This is a genomic window from Vreelandella zhaodongensis (assembly GCF_013415115.1).
Classification (GTDB): domain Bacteria; phylum Pseudomonadota; class Gammaproteobacteria; order Pseudomonadales; family Halomonadaceae; genus Vreelandella; species Vreelandella zhaodongensis.
On the sequence record NZ_JACCDD010000002.1, the window covers coordinates 440,172 to 459,274 of the forward strand.

A 19,103-nucleotide genomic window follows, 5' to 3' on the forward strand; every position below is an offset into this window, starting at 1 on the left:
CGACGATTTCCCCCACCAAGGGAGCCTCTACGCCCCCCTATCTTTACGTACAATTCCTATCTTCAAGTACAATGACTCCCTTACAATGCGGGCAAATTTCTCAAGAGCAAGTGTTTATGACCACCACACCTTTGCAAAATGATCGTTTTCTTCGCGCGCTGGCTCGCCAGCCCGTTGACCGCACTCCGGTGTGGATGATGCGCCAAGCGGGTCGCTACCTGCCAGAATATCGCGCCAGCCGCGCCGATGCTGGCAGCTTCATGGATCTATGCCGCAACCATGACCTGGCCTGTGAAGTCACCCTGCAGCCCCTTGAGCGCTACCCGCTCGACGCCGCCATCCTGTTTTCGGATATTCTGACGATTCCCGACGCCATGGGCTTGGGGCTCTATTTCGAAACTGGCGAAGGCCCGAAATTCAGAAAAACGGTGCGCACCCCGGAAGAGGTTGCGGCGTTAACGGTGCCCAACGCCGAGCGCGATCTCGATTATGTGATGCGCGCGGTATCGACCATTCGTCGTGAATTGAACGGTCGCATGCCATTGATTGGCTTTTCGGGCAGCCCCTGGACGCTGGCTACCTACATGGTGGAAGGCGGCTCAAGCAAGGACTTCCGCCACCTGAAAACCATGCTTTACGATACGCCAGACACCATGCACCAGTTGCTGGATACCCTGGCACAGTCGGTCACTGACTACCTGAACGCGCAAATTCGCGCAGGCGCTCAGGCGGTACAGATTTTTGATACCTGGGGCGGCGCACTCTCCACCCCCGCCTACCTGGAATTCTCGCTGCGCTACATGGAGCAAATTGTCTCCGGCCTGATTCGTGAGCACGATGGCCGCCACGTGCCGGTCATTCTGTTTACCAAGAATGGCGGCCAATGGCTGGAACATATCGCCTGCGCCGGTGCCGACGCGTTGGGAATCGACTGGTCTACCGAGCTTTCCGATGCCCGCGCACGGGTAGGCCATAAAGTGGCATTGCAGGGCAACCTCGACCCCAACGTACTGTTCGCCCGGCCTTCTGCCATTCGCGCGGAAGTTGCCCGCGTGCTGGAAAGCTACGGCCACGGCCCTGGTCATGTATTCAACCTTGGGCACGGCATTAGCCAGTTTACCAACCCTGATAACGTCACCGCCTTTATGGAGGCGTTGCACGATTTAAGCCCGCAGTATCATCAAGGCATTCCTACTCAAACGAACGCCACGCGCCCAGGAGCCAACTAATGAGCGATTTACGCGACGACCAGTGGTTTACCGAAGTATTTGATAGCCACGGCAGCGCTTTCTCGCTGAAAGTCACCGAAAAGTTGCTGGATGTACAAAGCCCCTATCAGCACCTGGAAGTGTATAACACGGAAACCTTCGGCAACCTGATGGTGCTAGATGGCTGCGTGATGCTGACTGATCGCGACAACTTTCTCTATCACGAAATGATTGCTCACCCAGCGCTGTTCACCCACCAAGACCCCAAGCGGGTAGTGATTATTGGTGGCGGTGACTGCGGCACCCTAAAAGAAGTGCTGCGCCACCCTGGCGTTGAAAAAGTGACCCAAATCGATATCGATGAAGAAGTCACCAAAGCCGCCGAGCGTTTCTTCCCGGCGCTAGTAGAAGCCAACGGTGACCCACGTGCCGAGCTGTTGTTTGCCGATGGTGTGAAGTGGGTAGACGATGCTGCTGATGAGAGCATCGATGTGCTGATCATCGACTCTACCGACCCCGTCGGCCCTGCCGAAGGTCTGTTTAAAACCGACTTTCTGAAGCGCTGTCACCGTATTCTAAAAAGTGGCGGCGTGATGGTTCAGCAGAGCGAATCACCGCTGTACCACAGCGGCTCTATTATTCGCGAGTTGCGCAACGACATGCGTGAAGCGGGCTTTGATAGCGTGGCCACACTGCCCTTCCCACAGCCGGTGTATCCGTCTGGCTGGTGGAGTGTCACGCTGGCCGGTAAAGCGACCAGCGTTGAAAGCTTCCGCGAACAGGCTGCCGCTGAGCACGAAATGCCGCTACAGTACTACACAGGTGATGCTCACCGTGGTGCGCTATCGCTGCCGCCTTTTATGCGTAAAGCCTTCGCATAAACCTGCGACTGCGTATAGCCAACAAGGCCGAGCATTGCTCGGCCTTTTTTATGTGCTTACGTTTACTTGCCCTTTCACGTTAAGGAATAACAAATGAAAACCGTTCGTTGGTTGGGAGTAGGAATCGGTATATTGGTACCGACGGTAGCGATGGCCAGCACGCTGGAAACCGTTAAAGAGCGCGATAGCGTGCGCTGTGGCGTTAACGCTGCCCAGCCAGGCTTTTCGTCATTAGATGACGACGACCAATACCGAGGCCTGGACACCGATGTATGCCGTGCCATTGCCGCTGCGGCGCTTGGCGACGCGACAAAAGTGGATTTCGTACCACTCGACTCGGTAGAGCGTTTCACCGCTTTACAGTCTGGCGAAGTTGATGTTCTATCGCGCACCACGACCTGGACCTCAAGCCGTGACACGACGATGGGAATGAACTTTACCGGCGTCAGCTATTACGATGGCCAAGCCTTTATGGTGGCCAGTGATCTAGGCGTACAAAGCGCCAAAGAGCTCGATGGCGCAGCGGTATGCACCCAGTCAGGCACCACCAGCGAGCTCAACCTTTCAGACTACTTCCGCATCAACGGGATGACCTATGATCCTGTGGTGTTCGACGCTCCCGAACAGTCCATCGCTGGCTTTGAAGCAGGTCGCTGCGATGTTTTAAGTTCCGATGCGTCTCAGTTGTACGCTCAGCGCATGCAACTGGCAGACCCCAGTATGGCGCTGGTGTTGCCCGAAATCATTTCCAAAGAGCCGCTTGGGCCCGCCGTTCGTCAGGGTGACGACCAGTGGTTCAATCTTGTGAAGTGGTCGCTGTTTGCCATGCTCAATGCGGAAGAGCTGGGCATCACCCAAGCTAACGTTGACGAACAACTTAGTTCTGAAAATCCTGATGTCATGCGTCTACTCGGACAAGACGGCCATTTTGGCGAAGCGATGGGCGTCAACGTTGACTGGGCGTATCAAATTGTCAAACAGGTGGGCAACTATGCCGACATCTACGACCGAAACGTCGGTGCAGACTCTGATTTCAACATTGCCCGAGGCTTAAACGCCCTATGGAGTGATGGCGGTATTCAGTACGCACCACCAATTCGCTAACGCTAGATAAGTGAAACAAGCGGCGAACTTAGCGGCTACGCACCAAAACAGGGCATCCGGTAGCCGCTAATGTTCTTTTTTGCACCCATTCTTTCGTATAAGTCGCTCATTTTGCGTTGAAAAGCGCTGAATATGCAGACATATCCTTTCTGGCATCTTCCTTGCTAGCTTTTAGTGTCATGCATCTGCATGCATAACGACATTAAATATAGGAAGGGGAACTACAATGCTAAATAAAAAACACTTGGTACTGCTGGCCTCCGCTGGTGCCATCACAATTGCTGGCGTTGCGACTGCTCAAGCTAGTACGCTGTCGGATACCCTCTCACGTGGTGCTGTACAGTGTGGTGTCAGCGATGGCTTGCCAGGTTTTTCCGCGCCAGACGACGATGGTAATTGGCAGGGCCTCGATGTTGACGTATGCCGCGCCGTTGCGGCTGCCGTTCTGGGCGATGCAGACGCGGTGAACTACATTTCCCTGAACGCTGTAGAGCGCTTCACTGCCCTGCAGTCTGGTGAAGTGGACGTACTGTCGCGCAACACCACCTGGACGACCACCCGCGATACCACCCTGGGCCTAAACTTTACTGGCGTTAACTTCTATGACGGCCAAGGCTTTATGGTGTCGACTGACCTGGGTATTTCCAGCGCCTCTGAGCTAGATGGCGCGGCCATCTGCATCCAGTCTGGCACCACCACCGAGCTGAACTTGGCCGACTACTTCCGTGCGAATGGCATGGAGTTTGATCCCATCGTATTCGACACTTCTGAACAAACCGTGGGTGGCTTCCAGGCTGGCCGTTGTGACGTTCTCACTTCCGACACCTCCCAGCTCGCCGCACTGCGTATTCAGCTAGACGATCCGTCTGGTGCCATGATCCTACCTGATGTTATCTCGAAAGAGCCGCTTGGCCCCGTTGTCCGCCAAGGTGACGACCAGTGGTTTAACATTGTGAAGTGGTCGCTCTTCGCCATGTTGAACGGTGAAGAGTACGGCGTTACCAGTGAAAACGCCGAAGAAATGCTGGAATCTGAGAACCCGGATATTGCTCGCCTGCTTGGTCAGGATGGCAACTACGGCGAAGGCATGGGCTTAGAAGCTGACTGGGCTTACAACATTCTTAGCCAAGTGGGTAACTACGGCGAAAGCTTTGAGCGCAACGTAGGCATGGACTCTCCGCTTGAAATTGAGCGCGGCGTAAACGCCCTATGGAATCAAGGTGGCTTTCAGTACGCACCACCGATTCGCTAAGCGTCTCGTTTGACCCCGGCCCGCCGCCCTTCATTTCAGGGGCCTTGGCGGGCCATTTGATTGATCGTCCGTATCGCGGAGACGCCTCCCATGTCCGTAAGACCTAACACTCGCCCCGCTGGCCACAAGCCGCCGTTTTGGCGAGATCGCGCCAAACGAGCGCTCATTTTCCAGCTACTCCTCGTGGCTGCTGTAGCAGCTTTCCTGCTCTATATTGTCGGTAATGTTCAAGACAACTTATCCGCCCGCGGTATCACCACTGGATTTGGTTTCTTGAGCAACACCGCTGGCTTTGGGATTGTACAGAGTCTGATCGACTACTCGTCCCAGAGCACTTATGGCCGTACTTTCCTGGTTGGCTTACTGAATACGCTGTTGGTGGGTGGCTTAGGGGTTCTAGCCGCTACTATCATCGGCTTTATTGTTGGCATTGCCCGCCTGTCACCGAACTGGCTGCTGGCACGTTTAGCCAATGCCTATATCGAAACGTTTCGTAATATCCCACTGTTGCTGCAAATTTTCTTCTGGTATTACGCCGTGCTGCGTACGCTACCGAGTGCCCGCGATAGCCTGGCATTTGGTGAAGTTATCTTCCTCAACGTACGCGGGCTTTATCTGCCTGAGCCACTGTTTGAATCAGGCTTTGGCTTGATTCCTGCGACGTTTATCCTAGCCATCATTGCCAGTATTGCGCTGGTGATCTGGAACAAGCGACGCCATGAAGCCACTGGCAAACGCCTGCCCGCTTACTGGATCTCGTTTGCGCTAATTTTTGGCTTGCCACTGTTAGTGCTCGTCGCTACCGGCGTCCCCATTACCTGGGACATACCAGAGCTTCGAGGATTTAACTTCCGTGGTGGTATCACGATAATTCCAGAGTTCCTAGCGCTTTGGCTTGCTCTATCGATTTATACTGCTTCGTTTATCGCCGAAATTGTTCGCTCTGGGATTCAAGCCATCTCCCATGGACAAACGGAAGCCGCCCAAGCGCTTAGCCTCCCTCGTAACCTGGTACTGCGCTTGGTAGTGATTCCTCAGGCACTGCGAGTCATCATCCCCCCGCTGACCAGCCAATATCTAAACTTGATCAAAAACTCGTCGTTGGCAACCGCCATTGGCTACCCAGACCTTGTCTCGGTCTTTGCAGGCACCACGCTGAATCAGACAGGCCAAGCCATTGAGGTCATTGCCATGACCATGGCCGTCTATCTGACTATCAGTTTGCTGGTATCCATGTTTATGAACTGGTTCAACGCCCGTGTGGCGCTGGTTGAACGCTAGGCCACGGTGAGGAACGTTACATGATTCATAATCAAACAATCATTAAAGAGCGGCCAGCCCCCAGCAGCGCTGTTGGGCCTGTTGCGTGGCTGCGCACCAACCTGTTCAACGGGCCGGTCAATACTCTCTTTACGTTGATTGGCCTTTACATTCTGTATTTGCTCGTTGTTCCCACCGTGCAGTGGGCGTTTATCAACGCTGACTGGGTGGGCAGCACCCGTGACGACTGCTCTCGTGAAGGGGCCTGCTGGGTATTTATCAATGCCCGCTTTACTCAGTTTATCTATGGCCTATATCCACGCTCGGAGATCTGGCGTGCCAATATTGTATTCGCGGGGTTCTTTACGCTAATTGCTTGGTTGGCCATTCCTCGTCTGCCTTTCAAGCGCTGGGTGGCCGTGTTTGCCTTGGTGGGATTCCCCGTCATTGCTTATGTACTGCTACACGGCGGTTATTTCGACCTACCTCGCGTATCAACACACCGTTGGGGTGGTTTGATGCTGACGCTGCTACTGGCAACCGTGGGCATGGTAGGTGCGCTGCCAATCGGTATTGTGCTGGCTCTGGGGCGACGCTCCAATATGCCAATTGTCAAAAGCTTCTGCGTGGTATTCATTGAGTTCTGGCGCGGTGTACCGCTGATTACCGTCCTCTTTATGGCCTCGGTAATGCTGCCACTGTTCCTACCGTCCGAAATGAGCGTCGACCGCCTGGTGCGGGCACTGATCGGTCTAACGCTATTCCAAAGCGCCTATATGGCAGAGGTTATTCGCGGTGGCTTACAGGCTATCCCTAAAGGTCAGGAAGAGGCCGCCGCTGCGCTAGGGATGACCTACTGGAAGCGCATGGGGCTTATCGTGCTCCCCCAAGCACTGAAGATGATGATTCCCGGCATCGTTAATACCTTTATCTCGTTGTTTAAAGACACCACGCTAGTAATGATCATCGGTCTATTTGACCTATTGGGGATCGTACAAGCGGCATTGTCCGACTCACGCTGGCTGGGCTTCTCGTTGGAAGGTTATGTCTTTGCAGCCTTCATGTTCTGGGTCTTCTGTTTCAGCATGTCGCGCTATAGCCAGTACTTAGAACGCAAGCTGCACACCGGCCACAAGCGCTAACGCCGCTTTTATTAACGATTTTTAGCAGGAAAAAGACATGACAACAGCCACCAACATCTCTGACACCAGTACTTCTGACCTGATGGTTGAAATGCGCGGCGTGAACAAATGGTACGGCGATTTCCACGTGTTGCGCGATATCGACCTGGAAGTCAGGCGTGGCGAACGTATCGTCATTTGCGGGCCATCTGGCTCGGGCAAATCAACCTTGATTCGTTGCATTAACCACCTGGAAGAGCACCAGCAGGGCGATATCGTGGTAGGTGGTATACCGCTCACCCAAGATGTCAAACGTATCGAACAGATCCGCCGTAGCGTAGGCATGGTGTTCCAGCACTTCAACCTCTTCCCCCACTTAACGGTGCTGGAAAACTGCTGTATCGCGCCGATGTGGGTGCAGAAAAAATCTCGCAAAGAAGCCGAAGAGCAGGCCATGCGCTACCTCGAACGGGTGCGCATCGCCGAGCAGGCCAAGAAGTACCCAGGCCAGCTCTCGGGCGGCCAACAGCAGCGGGTGGCTATTGCCCGCTCGCTGTGTATGCACCCCGATGTGATGCTGTTCGATGAACCCACGTCCGCGCTTGACCCGGAAATGATCAAGGAAGTGCTGGACGTCATGGTCGAGCTGGCGAAAGAAGGCATGACCATGCTCTGCGTTACCCACGAGATGGGCTTTGCCAAAACCGTCGCTGACCGTGTGATCTTCATGGATCAAGGGCAAATCATTGAAGAAAACGCCCCCGAGCCGTTCTTCAATAACCCGCAATCAGAGCGTACCCAGCTATTCTTAAGCCAGATTCTGGGGCACTAAGTACAGCTCTTGGTAAGACAGTGGGCCTCTTTGAAGGCCCATTTTTGTCTTTAGTGTATAGCTAGCGACACCGACTCATCGACCCAAGAGAGACCGTTTAAGATGGAAAAGCTATTTATTGACCGCGCCCCACAGCCGATTGCTCCCTTTTCCCACGCCTGCCGAGTGGGCGATTTGGTGTTTATTACCGGCCAGATGCCCACCGTGCCGGAAACCAATGAAATGCTACTGGGCACGTTTACCGAACAAACCCACCGGGTGATGCAAAACTTAGCTATCGTGTTGGAAGAAGTCGGCAGTTGCTTTGAATACGTGGTTCAGTCACGGGTATTTATTACCAATATGGGTCATTTTGACGAGGTTAATAGCGTCTACGCCAGCTACTTCAAGCAGCCACTGCCTACCCGAACCTGTATTGGCGTCACCGGCCTTGCCGGTGGTGCCGACGTAGAGGTGGATATGATTGCCTGGATTCCACCCGCGCAAGAAACCGACTAACTCCCTAACAGAGTAATACTGGCAGGCTGCAGGGCAGGTTGCTCGCGGTGCTGCGTCAGCGGTTTGTTGGCAAGCGCTGTGAGCAGTATTTGTAATGGGTCGCCATGGCTCACCACTAGCACCGTCTCGCCTTCACAGCGGCGCTCCAACTCCTCAATCACTGCGCACATACGCTTGGAGACATGGCTTACCGCCTCCACCTGATGCTGTTGATGGTCAGCATCCTGAGCATCTAACGCCCATACATCGGGATAATGGCGATCCGCTTGGCCATCTAATGCGCCAAAATAACGCTCTCGCAGGCGTTCGTCTTTCTCCAACGTTAAGCCAAAGGCACTGGCAACTCTTTCAGCGGTTTGTGTTGTCCGCAAAAAATCCGAGTGCACCACCCGAGTAGGCGCTAGCCCCTGCCAGCGCGCCACCAACTCGGCCAGCTGCTGCTCGCCCTGCTCAGAAAGCCCAAAGCTGGGCACGCCCCATTCAGGCGAACTAATAATGAGCCCTTGTTCGTTCGCTTGGCTATGGCCATGGCGCATCAAGAGATAGCGGTTTCGCCAATGGTAGGAGGAAGTTATGAAAGTGTTTGACATCGCTTTGTAACAAATCCTAAATTGAAAAAGTTAATTTTCGAAAAATAAACATCTAGTGCTACAAATGTCCACTTACGAAACGCACGCTAAGCAAAAGAAAGTCCCCTACTCGATAGTGGACAGCACAACACAAAAATAACGCGAGGCTAACTATGCAAACATCACGCTTCCGCAAGCGCCCGCTTGCTATGCTCACGGCTGCATCACTACTCCCCTTCGTACTGCTCTCTCCTCCTGCCCTCGCGGAATGCGAACGCGGTGACCTTGATACCCTTTACTGCGATGAAAATGGTGACATGGTCGCTGATCGGCCAAGTGATGAGTCAGAGTGGGCAAATCCAAACACGCTTATTTTTGCTTATACACCAGTCGAAGATCCTGCCATTTATTCGGATATTTGGCAGCCCTTTATAGACCACTTATCTGAAGTCACCGAGCGCGATGTGCGCTTCTTTGCTGTTCAATCTAACGCGGCACAGGTCGAAGCCATGCGCAGCGGTCGGCTACATATTGCAGGCTTCTCAACCGGCCCAACGCCATTTGCCGTTAACCTGGCAGGCGCGGTGCCCTTCGCTCTAATGGGGTCGGATGATGGCCAGTTCGGCTATACGCTACAGCTGTTCACTCATGTCGATTCAGACATCGAAAGCTTAGAAGACCTCAAAGGCAAACGCGTTGCCCACACCTCACCAACGTCCAACTCCGGTAATCTAGCGCCTCGTGCTTTATTGCCAGAGCTTGGTATTACCCCCGACGAGGATTATGACGTGGTTTACTCGGGTAGCCACGACCAGTCCATGTTGGGTGTCGTAGCGCGAGACTACGATGCAGCGCCGGTTGCCTCTGAAGTTGTCGAACGCATGGCCGCACGCGGTCTCTACGATGAGGAAGATGTCAGGCTGATTTATGAATCCGATCGCTTCCCGACGACCTCTTATAATTATGCCCATAACCTGCATCCAGACTTGGTTGAGAAAATCGAAGAGGCGTTCTTTACCTTCGATTTTGTCGGCACCGAGCTTGGCAATGAGTTTGAGGGGGTCGAGAAATTCATCCCCATTAACTACAAAGATAACTGGCAGGTGATTCGCACCATCCAAGCCGCCAATGACGTTCGCTATACGCGTGAAAACTTAGAGTAATGCGTGCCGCGCCGCTGCTCGCGGCGCGTCCCTTCGTCTATTGATGGAAGCGAACCCATGCTGGAAATTAGTAACTTGGTCAAACGTTATGGCCAAAGTAAGCCTGTGCTTGAAGGCCTTGATCTCAAGGTAGAGGGCAATAGCGTTGTTTCGATCGTAGGTGCATCGGGGGCTGGTAAAAGCACGATGCTGCGCTGTATCAACCGCTTGGTGGAACCTACTTCAGGCTCGATCAAACTCAACGGCACGGAGCTGGTTAACCTGAAAGGTGCCGAACTGCGTCGCGCTCGACGCAAAATTGGCATGGTCTTCCAGGGCTTTAACTTACTTGACCGTCTCACCGTGATGGAAAACGTATTGGCCGGGCGGCTTGGCTACGTCAACCTCTACCAAGCAATCACGCGTCGCTACCCGCAAGCCGATATTGAGCGCGCCTTTAGCCTAATGGAGCGCGTTGGCATTGCCCATTACGCGAATAAGCGCGCCGATGAGCTGTCCGGCGGCGAGCGCCAGCGGGTAGGCGTGGTACGGGCGTTAATGCAAGAGCCTGAAGTACTGCTGGCCGATGAACCAACTGCGTCACTAGACCCGCGTACCTCCGAACAAATCATGATGCTGCTACAGAGCCTTGCCAGTGAGCTTTCGCTGCCGGTGCTCATTAACATTCACAATGTGGCACAAGCCAAAACCTATACCGAACGCGTTGTAGGCTTGCGCCACGGTAAGATGATTTTCGATGGCCTGCCCGCCGACTTCAATAAAGACGCGCTAGATGCCATTTATGGCGGTATTGAAGCACCGGATGAAACGGTTTCCGAACAGCCACAAAGCTCAGCGGAGGTAGCACGCCATGACTCCGCCTGACCCCCAACCCAGTGTGCCTCGCACTTGGAAAAAACCACCTTTTATCGCCAACCCTTTGCTCCGCTACGGGATTTTCATTGTGGCGGTGGTTTATCTGGTATGGGCGTTCGGCTCGCTGCCGTTTAACTGGGCGCGTATCTCCGAAGGCCTCCCACGGGCAGCGCGCATCTTTAGTGGTGGTTTTCCTCCCAGCTTTGAGCGCTTCGGCCTACTGCTCACCGGGTTTAAAGAGAGCTTCCAAATCGCCATCCTGGCAACGCTCTTAGGTGTATTGCTCTCAATTCCTTTTGCGGTGATGGCCGCACGTAATATTGCCCCCCTGCCGATCTACTTAATTGGCCGTTCGGTGATTATTATCTCGCGCAGCTTCCACCCAGTGATTGTGGCTATTTTATTCGTGGCAGCAGTCGGTTTTGGGCCGCTAGCAGGCATTCTAACGCTTACCCTTTACTCCATTGGCTTTGTCGGCAAGCTACTCGCCGAAGAGATTGAGGAGATCGACTGGGGGCAGGTTGAAGCAATGCGAGCAACAGGGGCTGGCTACTTAGCGACGCTGTTTTATGCGGTTTTTCCGCAAATCCTGCCGCGTCAAGTAGGCCTTTCCATGTACCAACTCGATAGTAACCTGCGCGCCTCTGCGGTGGTCGGCATTGTCGGCGCTGGTGGTATTGGCGGCACGCTAATGAATGCCTTTGGGCGCTACGACTACGACTTCGCCTTTGCCATTTTACTGATCATTATCGCGGTTATTTTGCTTAGTGAAGGCATTAGCGGCTGGGTGAGGAAAAAAATATGGTAGATCACGCACAGCAACTTGCCGACCGGATTTGGCAGCGTTATAACCGCAAAACACGGCTGATTCGCTACGGCGTTCTGCTCGCAACGCTCATGTTGGTCGTTTGGGCAGTTCGCGATATCGATATCTTTTGGCCGTGGGTTTGGGATGCCCCCAACCAAATTTCCAATTTAGGTGCCCGCATGTGGCCGCCTAGCCCAGCAGGGCTTAACAACATTCTCAACGCGCTGCTGGAAACAGTGCATATTGCTACCTTGGCAACCTTTCTAACGATCTTTTTAGCGCTGCCTGTGTCCTATATCGCTGCTCAAAATACCACGCCTAACCGTGCTTGCCTGTGGCTGGGACGCTTTATTTTGGTGTCGAGCCGTTCGGTCAATACGATTATCTGGGCACTACTGTTCGTGGCTATTTTTGGTCCAGGCGTACTGGCTGGGATTTTAGCAATTGTGTTTCGCTCAATTGGCTTTATCGGCAAGTTAATGGGTGAGGCGATTGAGGAAATCGACCGCCGACCAGTGGAAGCGATGGAAGCTACCGGTGCTTCCAAGGCAAAAGTGGTTGCCTACGCCATCGTGCCCCAGGTGATGCCCGCCTTTTTTGCTATCGTCATTTTGCGCTGGGACATCAACATTCGCGAATCCACGGTATTGGGATTGGTAGGCGCTGGGGGTATCGGCGTAATTCTCCAAGGTGCTATCGATACTTTTGCCTGGCCAACCGTCGCCACCATTCTAATGGCGATTATCGTCTTGGTACTGATTGGCGAGGCAATTACCAGCTTACTCCGTAGCAAGGTGCTATAACCTGTCGCAAGCGTTTGACCAAACGCCAAACGCTTGCCATGGTTAAGTGACTACTAACGGCAAGGAGGACGTATGACGATGACCACCTATATTGTGGTAGCTGATGCCGCCCGCGCACGTATTTTCACCCGTGATGCGTTGAATCTCGCCGAGCATGAAAGCCTTGTCCACGCGGCAGGAAGGCTGCATGAAGGCGACTTGATCACCGACAGCCGCGGTGCCGATGTCCATGAATCAACGTCAACATCATCGCGCTCGTCTGGTGAGGAGGGCGCTGCATCTAAGCATGAAAATGAGCTATTCGCCAAAGAGGTGGCTCAGCGCCTATACAGTGCCCGCGTCGGCAACAGCATGGAAAAGCTGATCATGGTGGCGCCACCCAAATTTCTTGGTTTACTGCGCAATAAGTTAGATAACGCCACTCAAAAGCTGGTCATTCACACCTTATCGAAAGACCTCAGCAAAGCGTCAGTGAGCGATATTCAAAACGCGGTTAGCGACCTGCGCTAACAACATTTAGCATTGCCGAGGCTTTTCTACTAAAGAAGTGGTCGCTCTCGCCGATAGTCGTCTGACCCCTTGACGAATTAGAGAGCGACCATGTTTTCCTCCCTGCGAGCCCGCATTCTATTAGCTGCCCTCACGGCCATTATTTTAGCCCTCATCATTAATGGCATTGCCAGCTATACCACCGTCAAACATCACAATAGCCAACAGGTAAGCCGCAACCTCAGTGCCGTCGTTAACGGTAACACTCAGGCGATCAATGAATGGTTTAACGTCCGCTACACGATGCTGGCCAGCATGGAGGATGCCGTAAACAGTAGTGACCCGCTTGCCGCACTGCGTCAGTTGGCTGATTCCGGTAGTTTCATGACCGCCTATATCGCCTACCCATCTACCTCTGACGCTGTTTTTTCTGATAACTGGCAGCCACCCAGTGATTACGACCCTCGCCAACGCCCCTGGTATCAGGACGCGGCCAAGGCCCAGGACACCATTATCACGCCACCTTATATCGACGCCCAATCAGGTGGGTTGATTGTTACCTTTGCACGCCCGTTCTACCGCAATGGGCAGCTTGTCGCTGTTATTGGGGCTGACATTACGATCGGTGATGTTATTGATATTGTTGCTAATATTTCCCCAACGCCTTCCAGCTTTGGCTTTCTGACAACCGAAGATGGCACCCTGGTTGCACACCCTGACGCCGCGCTAACGCTTGAGCCCTCTTCGGTGTTGAGCAGAGACCTGACCAACGACAACTTAGCTCAGATTATCCAAGCCGATGAGCCCCAAGCGCTTGAGCTGCAAAACAGCGATAAGCTGCTTATGGGCAGCCGCGTGGGTGGCAACAGTGGTTGGCAGTTGGTGGTGGCGCTTGATGAACACGAAGCCACTGCTGGCCTACGCGCCATTGCGACTACCTCGATTATCACCCTGCTGATTGTCGCGGCCATTACCGCCGTTATATTTGGTGTGCTGTTGTCCTTGATGCTTCGCCGCCTGCTTGGCGTGCGTAATGCGATGGATAACATTGCCTCGGGAGAAGGAGATTTAACCCAACGTCTGCCGGAAGAAGGCAACGACGAAGTGACCCAAATTGCCAGTGCGTTCAACCGTTTTGTCGGCAAAATGGAAGCCGTGTTGATTGACGTCCGCACGAGCAGTGAAGCCGTTCATCATGCAGCCAACGAAATTGCCATGGGCGGTCAGGATTTATCACGCCGCACCGATAACGCCGCCTCCAGCCTGCAACAAACATCTGCGTCGGTTGAGCAAATCACCAGCACCGTTCAGCACACGGCAGCGTCCGCCCAAGAAGCTAACCAGCTTTCCCATGCAGCTTCAAACGTCGCGAAGGAAGGCGGCCAGGTCGTCTCGAATGTCGTCACGACAATGGAAGACATTTCCCAAGCCTCTAATAAAATTGGTGAAATTGTCACGCTAATGAACAGCATTGCCTTCCAAACCAATCTGCTGGCACTCAATGCCTCAGTGGAAGCGGCTCGGGCAGGCGAGCATGGTCGCGGCTTTGCCGTGGTTGCCGACGAAGTTCGCAAATTGGCGGGACGCAGTAGCGAAGCCGCCAACGATATTCAACAGCTGATCGAGGATTCGCAATCCAAAGTCAACAACGGCACCTCTCTGGTACAAAATGCGGGGGCGACGATGCAGGATATTGTCGCCCATATAACTCGTGTTACCGATGTACTTGAGGAAATTAATGCAGCCACCAGCGAGCAGAGCGACGGCATTAATCAAGTCAATATTGCCGTTGCCGAGCTTGACCGCATGACTCAGGAAAACGCTGCGATGGTTGAAGAGTCCACCACCGCCGCCGAACAGCTGAAAGAACAAGCGGAGCATCTCGCGGGGACTATCAGCAGTTTTAAACTGTCCCACACCGCTCCGACTGCTTTGCAAGTGCCCTATCAAGCACCTAACAGCCAACGTCGCCATACCGCCTAGGGATTACACTATGCATTTTCGCTCGTTACGCTCTTTTGTCGTGGCACTAGCAGGCCCTTGCCTGTTAGCCATTGTGGCCGCCATGGTGATGTATAACCTGATCGCCGCCGCTCACACCCAACAAACCGTGGATGAGCACACCAGTGAGCTTATGGAAAGCGCGCTGGATGCCCGCTTAAACGCCATTGCCGAAGCGGAAGGCCAACGCATTCAACGCGAGCTGGACAAAGCGATGACGCTGGCCAGCCAACTCGCCACGACCAATGCGTTAATGGGCATGGAAGATGCAGAAGGCCAACGCGCGCTGTACTTAAGCCGTCGACAGCTATCAAACCTCGTACGCCAAACCGTCGCCGATAATCCTGAACTATTGGATGCCTATATTGGCTGGGAGCCCAACGCTTTTGGCAGTGACGCTCGCTACGCGGGTGACGAACGCTACGGCCATGACGGTAGCGGCCGATTTATGCCCTGGTGGTACCGTACTGATGATGGCGAGCTGGCGATACTACCGCTAGGTGAGGACATGGAGAGCGAAACTCCCCTTGCCAGCGGCGTGCGCGAAGGTGAGTACTATCTGTGCCCGCGTGAAACCTTGGCTCCCTGTATTATCGACCCCGCGGCTTATGATTTCGGCGGCGAGACCCAGCTAGTCACCTCGTTCAATGCCCCCATCTTGGTAGATGGTGAATTTCGTGGGGTGGCAGGGATTGATTTGGCGCTTAACTTTATCCAAACCTTATTAAGCGATGCTAACCAGACGCTTTATGATGGTGCGGGACGAATGACACTGGTAGCCGGGCGTGGCGGCTTGGTAGCCGATACCGCTAGCGAAGAAGCCCTAGGATCACCCGCTAGCGATTCGCTAAGCGACACGCTATTGGCAGGTATTAAACAGGCAGTGTCACAGGGCAGCCTCCATAGCAGCATGGCCGACGGTATGCTTCAGCGCTATCAGCCCATCACCCTTGGCAATACAGACCAGCCTTGGGTCTTGGTACTACAGCTCCCTGAGTCAGTGGCACTGGCCGAACTGAACGCTTTGCAAGACGTACTCAGCGAGCAGCGCCAGCAAAACACGCTAGGCATGTCACTGGTGGGTCTGCTACTGGCAGCCATTGGTGTCGGCGCACTGTGGTGGATTGGTGGACGAATCGCACGTCCTCTTAAGCGCCTGGCTAACCGTATGGAAGAGATCGCGACAGGGCATGGCGACCTTACCCAACGTTTGCCGGTTCATGGACGCGATGAAAGCGCAGCCGTGGCAGAACAATTCAATGCCTTCGCTGAAAAAATCCAAGCCATTTTGCTGGATGTACGTCGCAGCAGCGAAGCAGTCAACCATGCGGCCAATGAGATTACCCAAGGAGGGCACGATCTATCGCGGCGTACCGAACAGGCCGCTTCCAGCCTGCAAGAGACCTCTTCTGCCATGGAAGAGATCAGCAGTACCGTTGGTCACACCACCCACGCCTCTCAGGAAGCCAGTGGGCTTTCCCAAACGGCGTCAGAGCTAGCGTCCCGTACTGATAGTGCGTTTGAGCAGGTGGTCGCCACGATGACGGATATTCGCACCAACTCTGATGAAATTCAGAGCATTGTCAGTGTCATTGATGGCATCGCTTTCCAAACTAATCTGCTCGCGCTAAACGCTTCCGTAGAAGCTGCCCGTGCTGGAGAGCATGGCCGTGGTTTTGCTGTTGTGGCTGATGAGGTACGTAAACTCGCCTCGCGCAGCAGCGACGCCGCCAAAGATATTCGCCAACGCATCGATGCTTCGGCGGGCAAGGTAGAAAGCGGCACCCAAATGGTGCGTGATGCCGAAGCAGCCATGCATGAGCTGGCTCAAAGCGTGACGCGAGTCACCCAAATGCTTGGCGATATCAGCACGGCGGCGAGAGAGCAAAACGACGGTATCAGTCAGGTAAGCATTGCCGTCACCGACCTAGACCAGATGACTCAGCAAAACGCTGCTCTGGTGCAGGAGTCCACCACCGCTGCCGAACAGCTAAAAGATCAGGCGGATCGGCTCGATGCACTGGTGGGTGGCTTCACGCTTGAAGCACATGACAGCCGCCACACCCAGAGCCACCAGCACACACTGCCAGCGCCAGCGCTGTCACAGCACTAAACTGCTATAAAATCAGGCCGCCAGGGCGTCGACAGTAGCGAAATATTATCGCTACGCTTGGCTCCGGCGGTCATTACCCTGCCCAGGCCTTATGTTGAGGCTCCCGCTGTGATGTCTCCATTCTTCGCGTGCCTTAAGACCGTGCGTGCTTTCCTCGTCTAAAAATCTGCACTCACCGCAACCTACACCTAAAGTCGTATCAATCGACGCCGATAGCATGACAGCAGATGTTACCTACCAAGCGGTCAACTTCCGACCTGACTTTACCTAAATAGCGAGACTTAATTAATGCTGTCGTCCCTACGCTTGCGCATCATGATGATCACTTTGCTGGTGATCACGCTAGCACTGACTATTAATGCCTCGGTCAGTTATCTGACCTTGCAGACACATAACGACCAACAGGTAGCCCGACAGCTGGCATCCATCTCACAGGGTAACGCCCTGGCAATTGAGGAGTGGATTGATGCCCGCACCGCCATACTAGAAGCAGCGCGCATGCCCGTGATCGATAATGACCCGCTTGCGCCTCTCATCCAGTTAGCAGAGTCCGGCGGCTTCCTAGCGGCCTTTTTCGGCCAACCCGATGGTAGCCACCTGTCTTCCGATGGCTGGATACCAGGCAGTGATTATGACCCTCGACAGCGTGACTGGTACCAAGCAGCAACAGATCAGGATCGTACTATCCTCTCGCAGCCCTACGTGGACGCCAACAGCAATCAGCTAGTGGTTACCTTTGCGACGCCGGTCAAACACAATGGACGTTTGCATGGGGTGATCGGCGGCGATGTCGTCATCGACAACCTCGTCAGCCAGGTCAACGCTATTCAGCCGACACCTTCGAGCTTTGCCTTTCTGAGTCACGGTGGCGAGACGGTGATTGCGCATCCCGACGCTGCGTTGGCACTTGAGCCTCTGAGTCGAATTAGCGACACCTTATCCCCTGCGGCTATCAAGCAACTGAGCGCGGCTCGGGATGCATGGAAGCCTATCCAAGTCGACGGCCAGACTAAACGACTCTCAGTGACCTCTATCGCCGGTACCGACTGGGAGCTCGGCGTGGCGCTAGACGAGCGTGAAGCCACTGCAGGGCTGCGCGCCATCCTCAAGTCTTCATTGTTCACGTTAATCGCCATCATTACTGTCACCGCTCTGCTGCTGAGCTTGTGGCTCAAGCGCGCGTTCACCGGCCTCGAACGAGCCCGAGATGCTTTAAATGACATCGCCAGTGGCGAAGGGGACCTGACCCGCCGACTACCAGAACAAGGCCGCGATGAAGTGGCCCAGATTTGCGGTGCCTTCAACCGTTTCGTAGGCAAAATGGAAGCGGTCTTGATTGATGTGCGCACCAGCAGTGAGTCGGTGCACCATGCCGCTAACGAAATTGCCCTGGGCGGCCAGGATCTATCTCGCCGTACCGATAACGCGGCTTCTAGCCTGCAGCAGACATCCGCCTCGGTGGAACAGATAACCAGCACGGTGGAGCACACCGCCGCTTCGGCCCAAGAAGCCAACCAGCTCTCCCATACGGCCTCGAAAGTCGCTAAAGAGGGCGGTCAAGCGGTCGCCAATGTGGTCACCACGATGGAAGACATTTCCCAGGCCTCCCATAAAATTGGCGAAATCGTTACGTTAATGAACAGCATTGCCTTCCAAACCAACTTACTGGCCCTTAACGCCTCTGTAGAAGCCGCCCGGGCAGGCGAGCATGGCCGCGGTTTTGCCGTGGTTGCCGACGAAGTTCGCAAACTGGCGGGACGCAGTAGTGAAGCTGCCAACGATATTCAAAAACTCGTTGAAGACTCACAAAGCAAAGTGAATAACGGTACTGCATTAGTGCAAAACGCAGGCGCCACCATGCAGGATATTGTCGCTCACATCACCCGCGTTACCGATGTGCTAGAGGAAATCAATTCCGCCACTAGTGAGCAGAGCGATGGCATCAAGCAGATCAATATTGCCGTGTCTGAACTTGACCGTATGACCCAGGAGAATGCTGCCATGGTGGAAGAGTCCACCACCGCCGCCGAACAGCTGAAAGAGCAGGCCGACCATCTTACGGGCACCATCAGCAGCTTCAAGCTGTCTCAACACCCTTCGGCTCCTCTAACTGTCAACTCGACCAACGCTTTACCATCGTATTGAG

General features: G+C 54.2%; 17 protein-coding genes. 16 read left to right on the plus strand and 1 reads right to left on the minus strand.

Features of this window, described 5'->3' with window-relative positions:
- Positions 1-116 precede the first annotated feature (116 nt).
- The 8 genes from hemE (at position 117) to HZS79_RS05365 (ending at position 8,156) form a co-directional block, all read left to right on the plus strand.
- A complete protein-coding gene (gene hemE, locus HZS79_RS05330) occupies positions 117-1,229 on the plus strand; it encodes a uroporphyrinogen decarboxylase (protein WP_162216875.1) in 1,113 nt (370 codons plus the stop codon).
- Positions 1,229-2,089, plus strand: coding sequence for a polyamine aminopropyltransferase (speE, locus tag HZS79_RS05335; protein ID WP_162216874.1), 861 nt, complete (start codon positions 1,229-1,231; stop codon positions 2,087-2,089). The genes hemE and speE overlap by 1 nt, the downstream gene beginning before the upstream one ends.
- Positions 2,090-2,182: 93 nt before the next feature.
- Positions 2,183-3,193: an amino acid ABC transporter substrate-binding protein gene (locus HZS79_RS05340; RefSeq protein WP_162216873.1), complete on the plus strand. Its 1,011-nt coding sequence runs from the start codon at positions 2,183-2,185 to the stop codon at positions 3,191-3,193.
- Between the two features lie 226 nt (positions 3,194-3,419).
- The gene (locus HZS79_RS05345; RefSeq protein ID WP_162216872.1) at positions 3,420-4,445 is read left to right on the plus strand and encodes an amino acid ABC transporter substrate-binding protein; all 1,026 of its coding nucleotides are present in this window, start codon (positions 3,420-3,422) and stop codon (positions 4,443-4,445) included.
- A gap of 90 nt (positions 4,446-4,535) precedes the next feature.
- Positions 4,536-5,726: an amino acid ABC transporter permease gene (locus tag HZS79_RS05350; RefSeq protein ID WP_162216871.1), complete on the plus strand. Its 1,191-nt coding sequence runs from the start codon at positions 4,536-4,538 to the stop codon at positions 5,724-5,726.
- Between the two features lie 20 nt (positions 5,727-5,746).
- On the plus strand, positions 5,747-6,847 hold the full coding sequence (locus tag HZS79_RS05355) for an amino acid ABC transporter permease (protein ID WP_162216870.1): 1,101 nt from the start codon (positions 5,747-5,749) through the stop codon (positions 6,845-6,847).
- 82 nt (positions 6,848-6,929) lie between these two features.
- Entirely contained in the window at positions 6,930-7,658 is a 729-nt protein-coding gene (locus HZS79_RS05360) for an amino acid ABC transporter ATP-binding protein (protein ID WP_162217188.1), read from the plus strand.
- Between the two features lie 102 nt (positions 7,659-7,760).
- On the plus strand, positions 7,761-8,156 hold the full coding sequence (locus HZS79_RS05365; protein WP_162216869.1) for a RidA family protein: 396 nt from the start codon (positions 7,761-7,763) through the stop codon (positions 8,154-8,156).
- On the opposite strand, the gene HZS79_RS05370 is transcribed toward HZS79_RS05365, so the two are convergent.
- Positions 8,153-8,746, minus strand: a complete 594-nt coding sequence (locus HZS79_RS05370) for a histidine phosphatase family protein (protein ID WP_179927262.1) — start codon at positions 8,744-8,746, stop codon at positions 8,153-8,155. The genes HZS79_RS05365 and HZS79_RS05370 overlap by 4 nt on opposite strands.
- 152 nt (positions 8,747-8,898) lie before the next feature.
- Between HZS79_RS05370 and phnD the strand changes: the two genes are divergently transcribed.
- From phnD to HZS79_RS05410, 8 genes are all read left to right on the plus strand, one after another.
- The gene (gene phnD, locus HZS79_RS05375) at positions 8,899-9,888 is read left to right on the plus strand and encodes a phosphate/phosphite/phosphonate ABC transporter substrate-binding protein (RefSeq protein ID WP_162216867.1); all 990 of its coding nucleotides are present in this window, start codon (positions 8,899-8,901) and stop codon (positions 9,886-9,888) included.
- Between the two features lie 57 nt (positions 9,889-9,945).
- Positions 9,946-10,752, plus strand: a complete 807-nt coding sequence (gene phnC / locus HZS79_RS05380) for a phosphonate ABC transporter ATP-binding protein (RefSeq protein WP_162216866.1) — start codon at positions 9,946-9,948, stop codon at positions 10,750-10,752.
- A complete protein-coding gene (phnE, locus tag HZS79_RS05385) occupies positions 10,739-11,551 on the plus strand; it encodes a phosphonate ABC transporter, permease protein PhnE (RefSeq protein ID WP_162216865.1) in 813 nt (270 codons plus the stop codon). The genes phnC and phnE (HZS79_RS05385) overlap by 14 nt, the downstream gene beginning before the upstream one ends.
- On the plus strand, positions 11,545-12,354 hold the full coding sequence (gene phnE / locus HZS79_RS05390) for a phosphonate ABC transporter, permease protein PhnE (RefSeq protein ID WP_162216864.1): 810 nt from the start codon (positions 11,545-11,547) through the stop codon (positions 12,352-12,354). Before phnE (HZS79_RS05385) ends, phnE (HZS79_RS05390) begins: the two co-directional genes overlap by 7 nt.
- A gap of 78 nt (positions 12,355-12,432) precedes the next feature.
- Positions 12,433-12,864, plus strand: coding sequence for a host attachment protein (locus tag HZS79_RS05395; protein WP_162217187.1), 432 nt, complete (start codon positions 12,433-12,435; stop codon positions 12,862-12,864).
- Between the two features lie 90 nt (positions 12,865-12,954).
- A complete protein-coding gene (locus HZS79_RS05400) occupies positions 12,955-14,826 on the plus strand; it encodes a methyl-accepting chemotaxis protein (protein ID WP_162216863.1) in 1,872 nt (623 codons plus the stop codon).
- Positions 14,827-14,836: 10 nt separating this feature from the next.
- Positions 14,837-16,957: a methyl-accepting chemotaxis protein gene (locus tag HZS79_RS05405; protein WP_179927263.1), complete on the plus strand. Its 2,121-nt coding sequence runs from the start codon at positions 14,837-14,839 to the stop codon at positions 16,955-16,957.
- 288 nt (positions 16,958-17,245) lie between these two features.
- Positions 17,246-19,102, plus strand: coding sequence for a methyl-accepting chemotaxis protein (locus HZS79_RS05410; protein ID WP_179927264.1), 1,857 nt, complete (start codon positions 17,246-17,248; stop codon positions 19,100-19,102).
- Position 19,103: the final 1 nt, after the last annotated feature.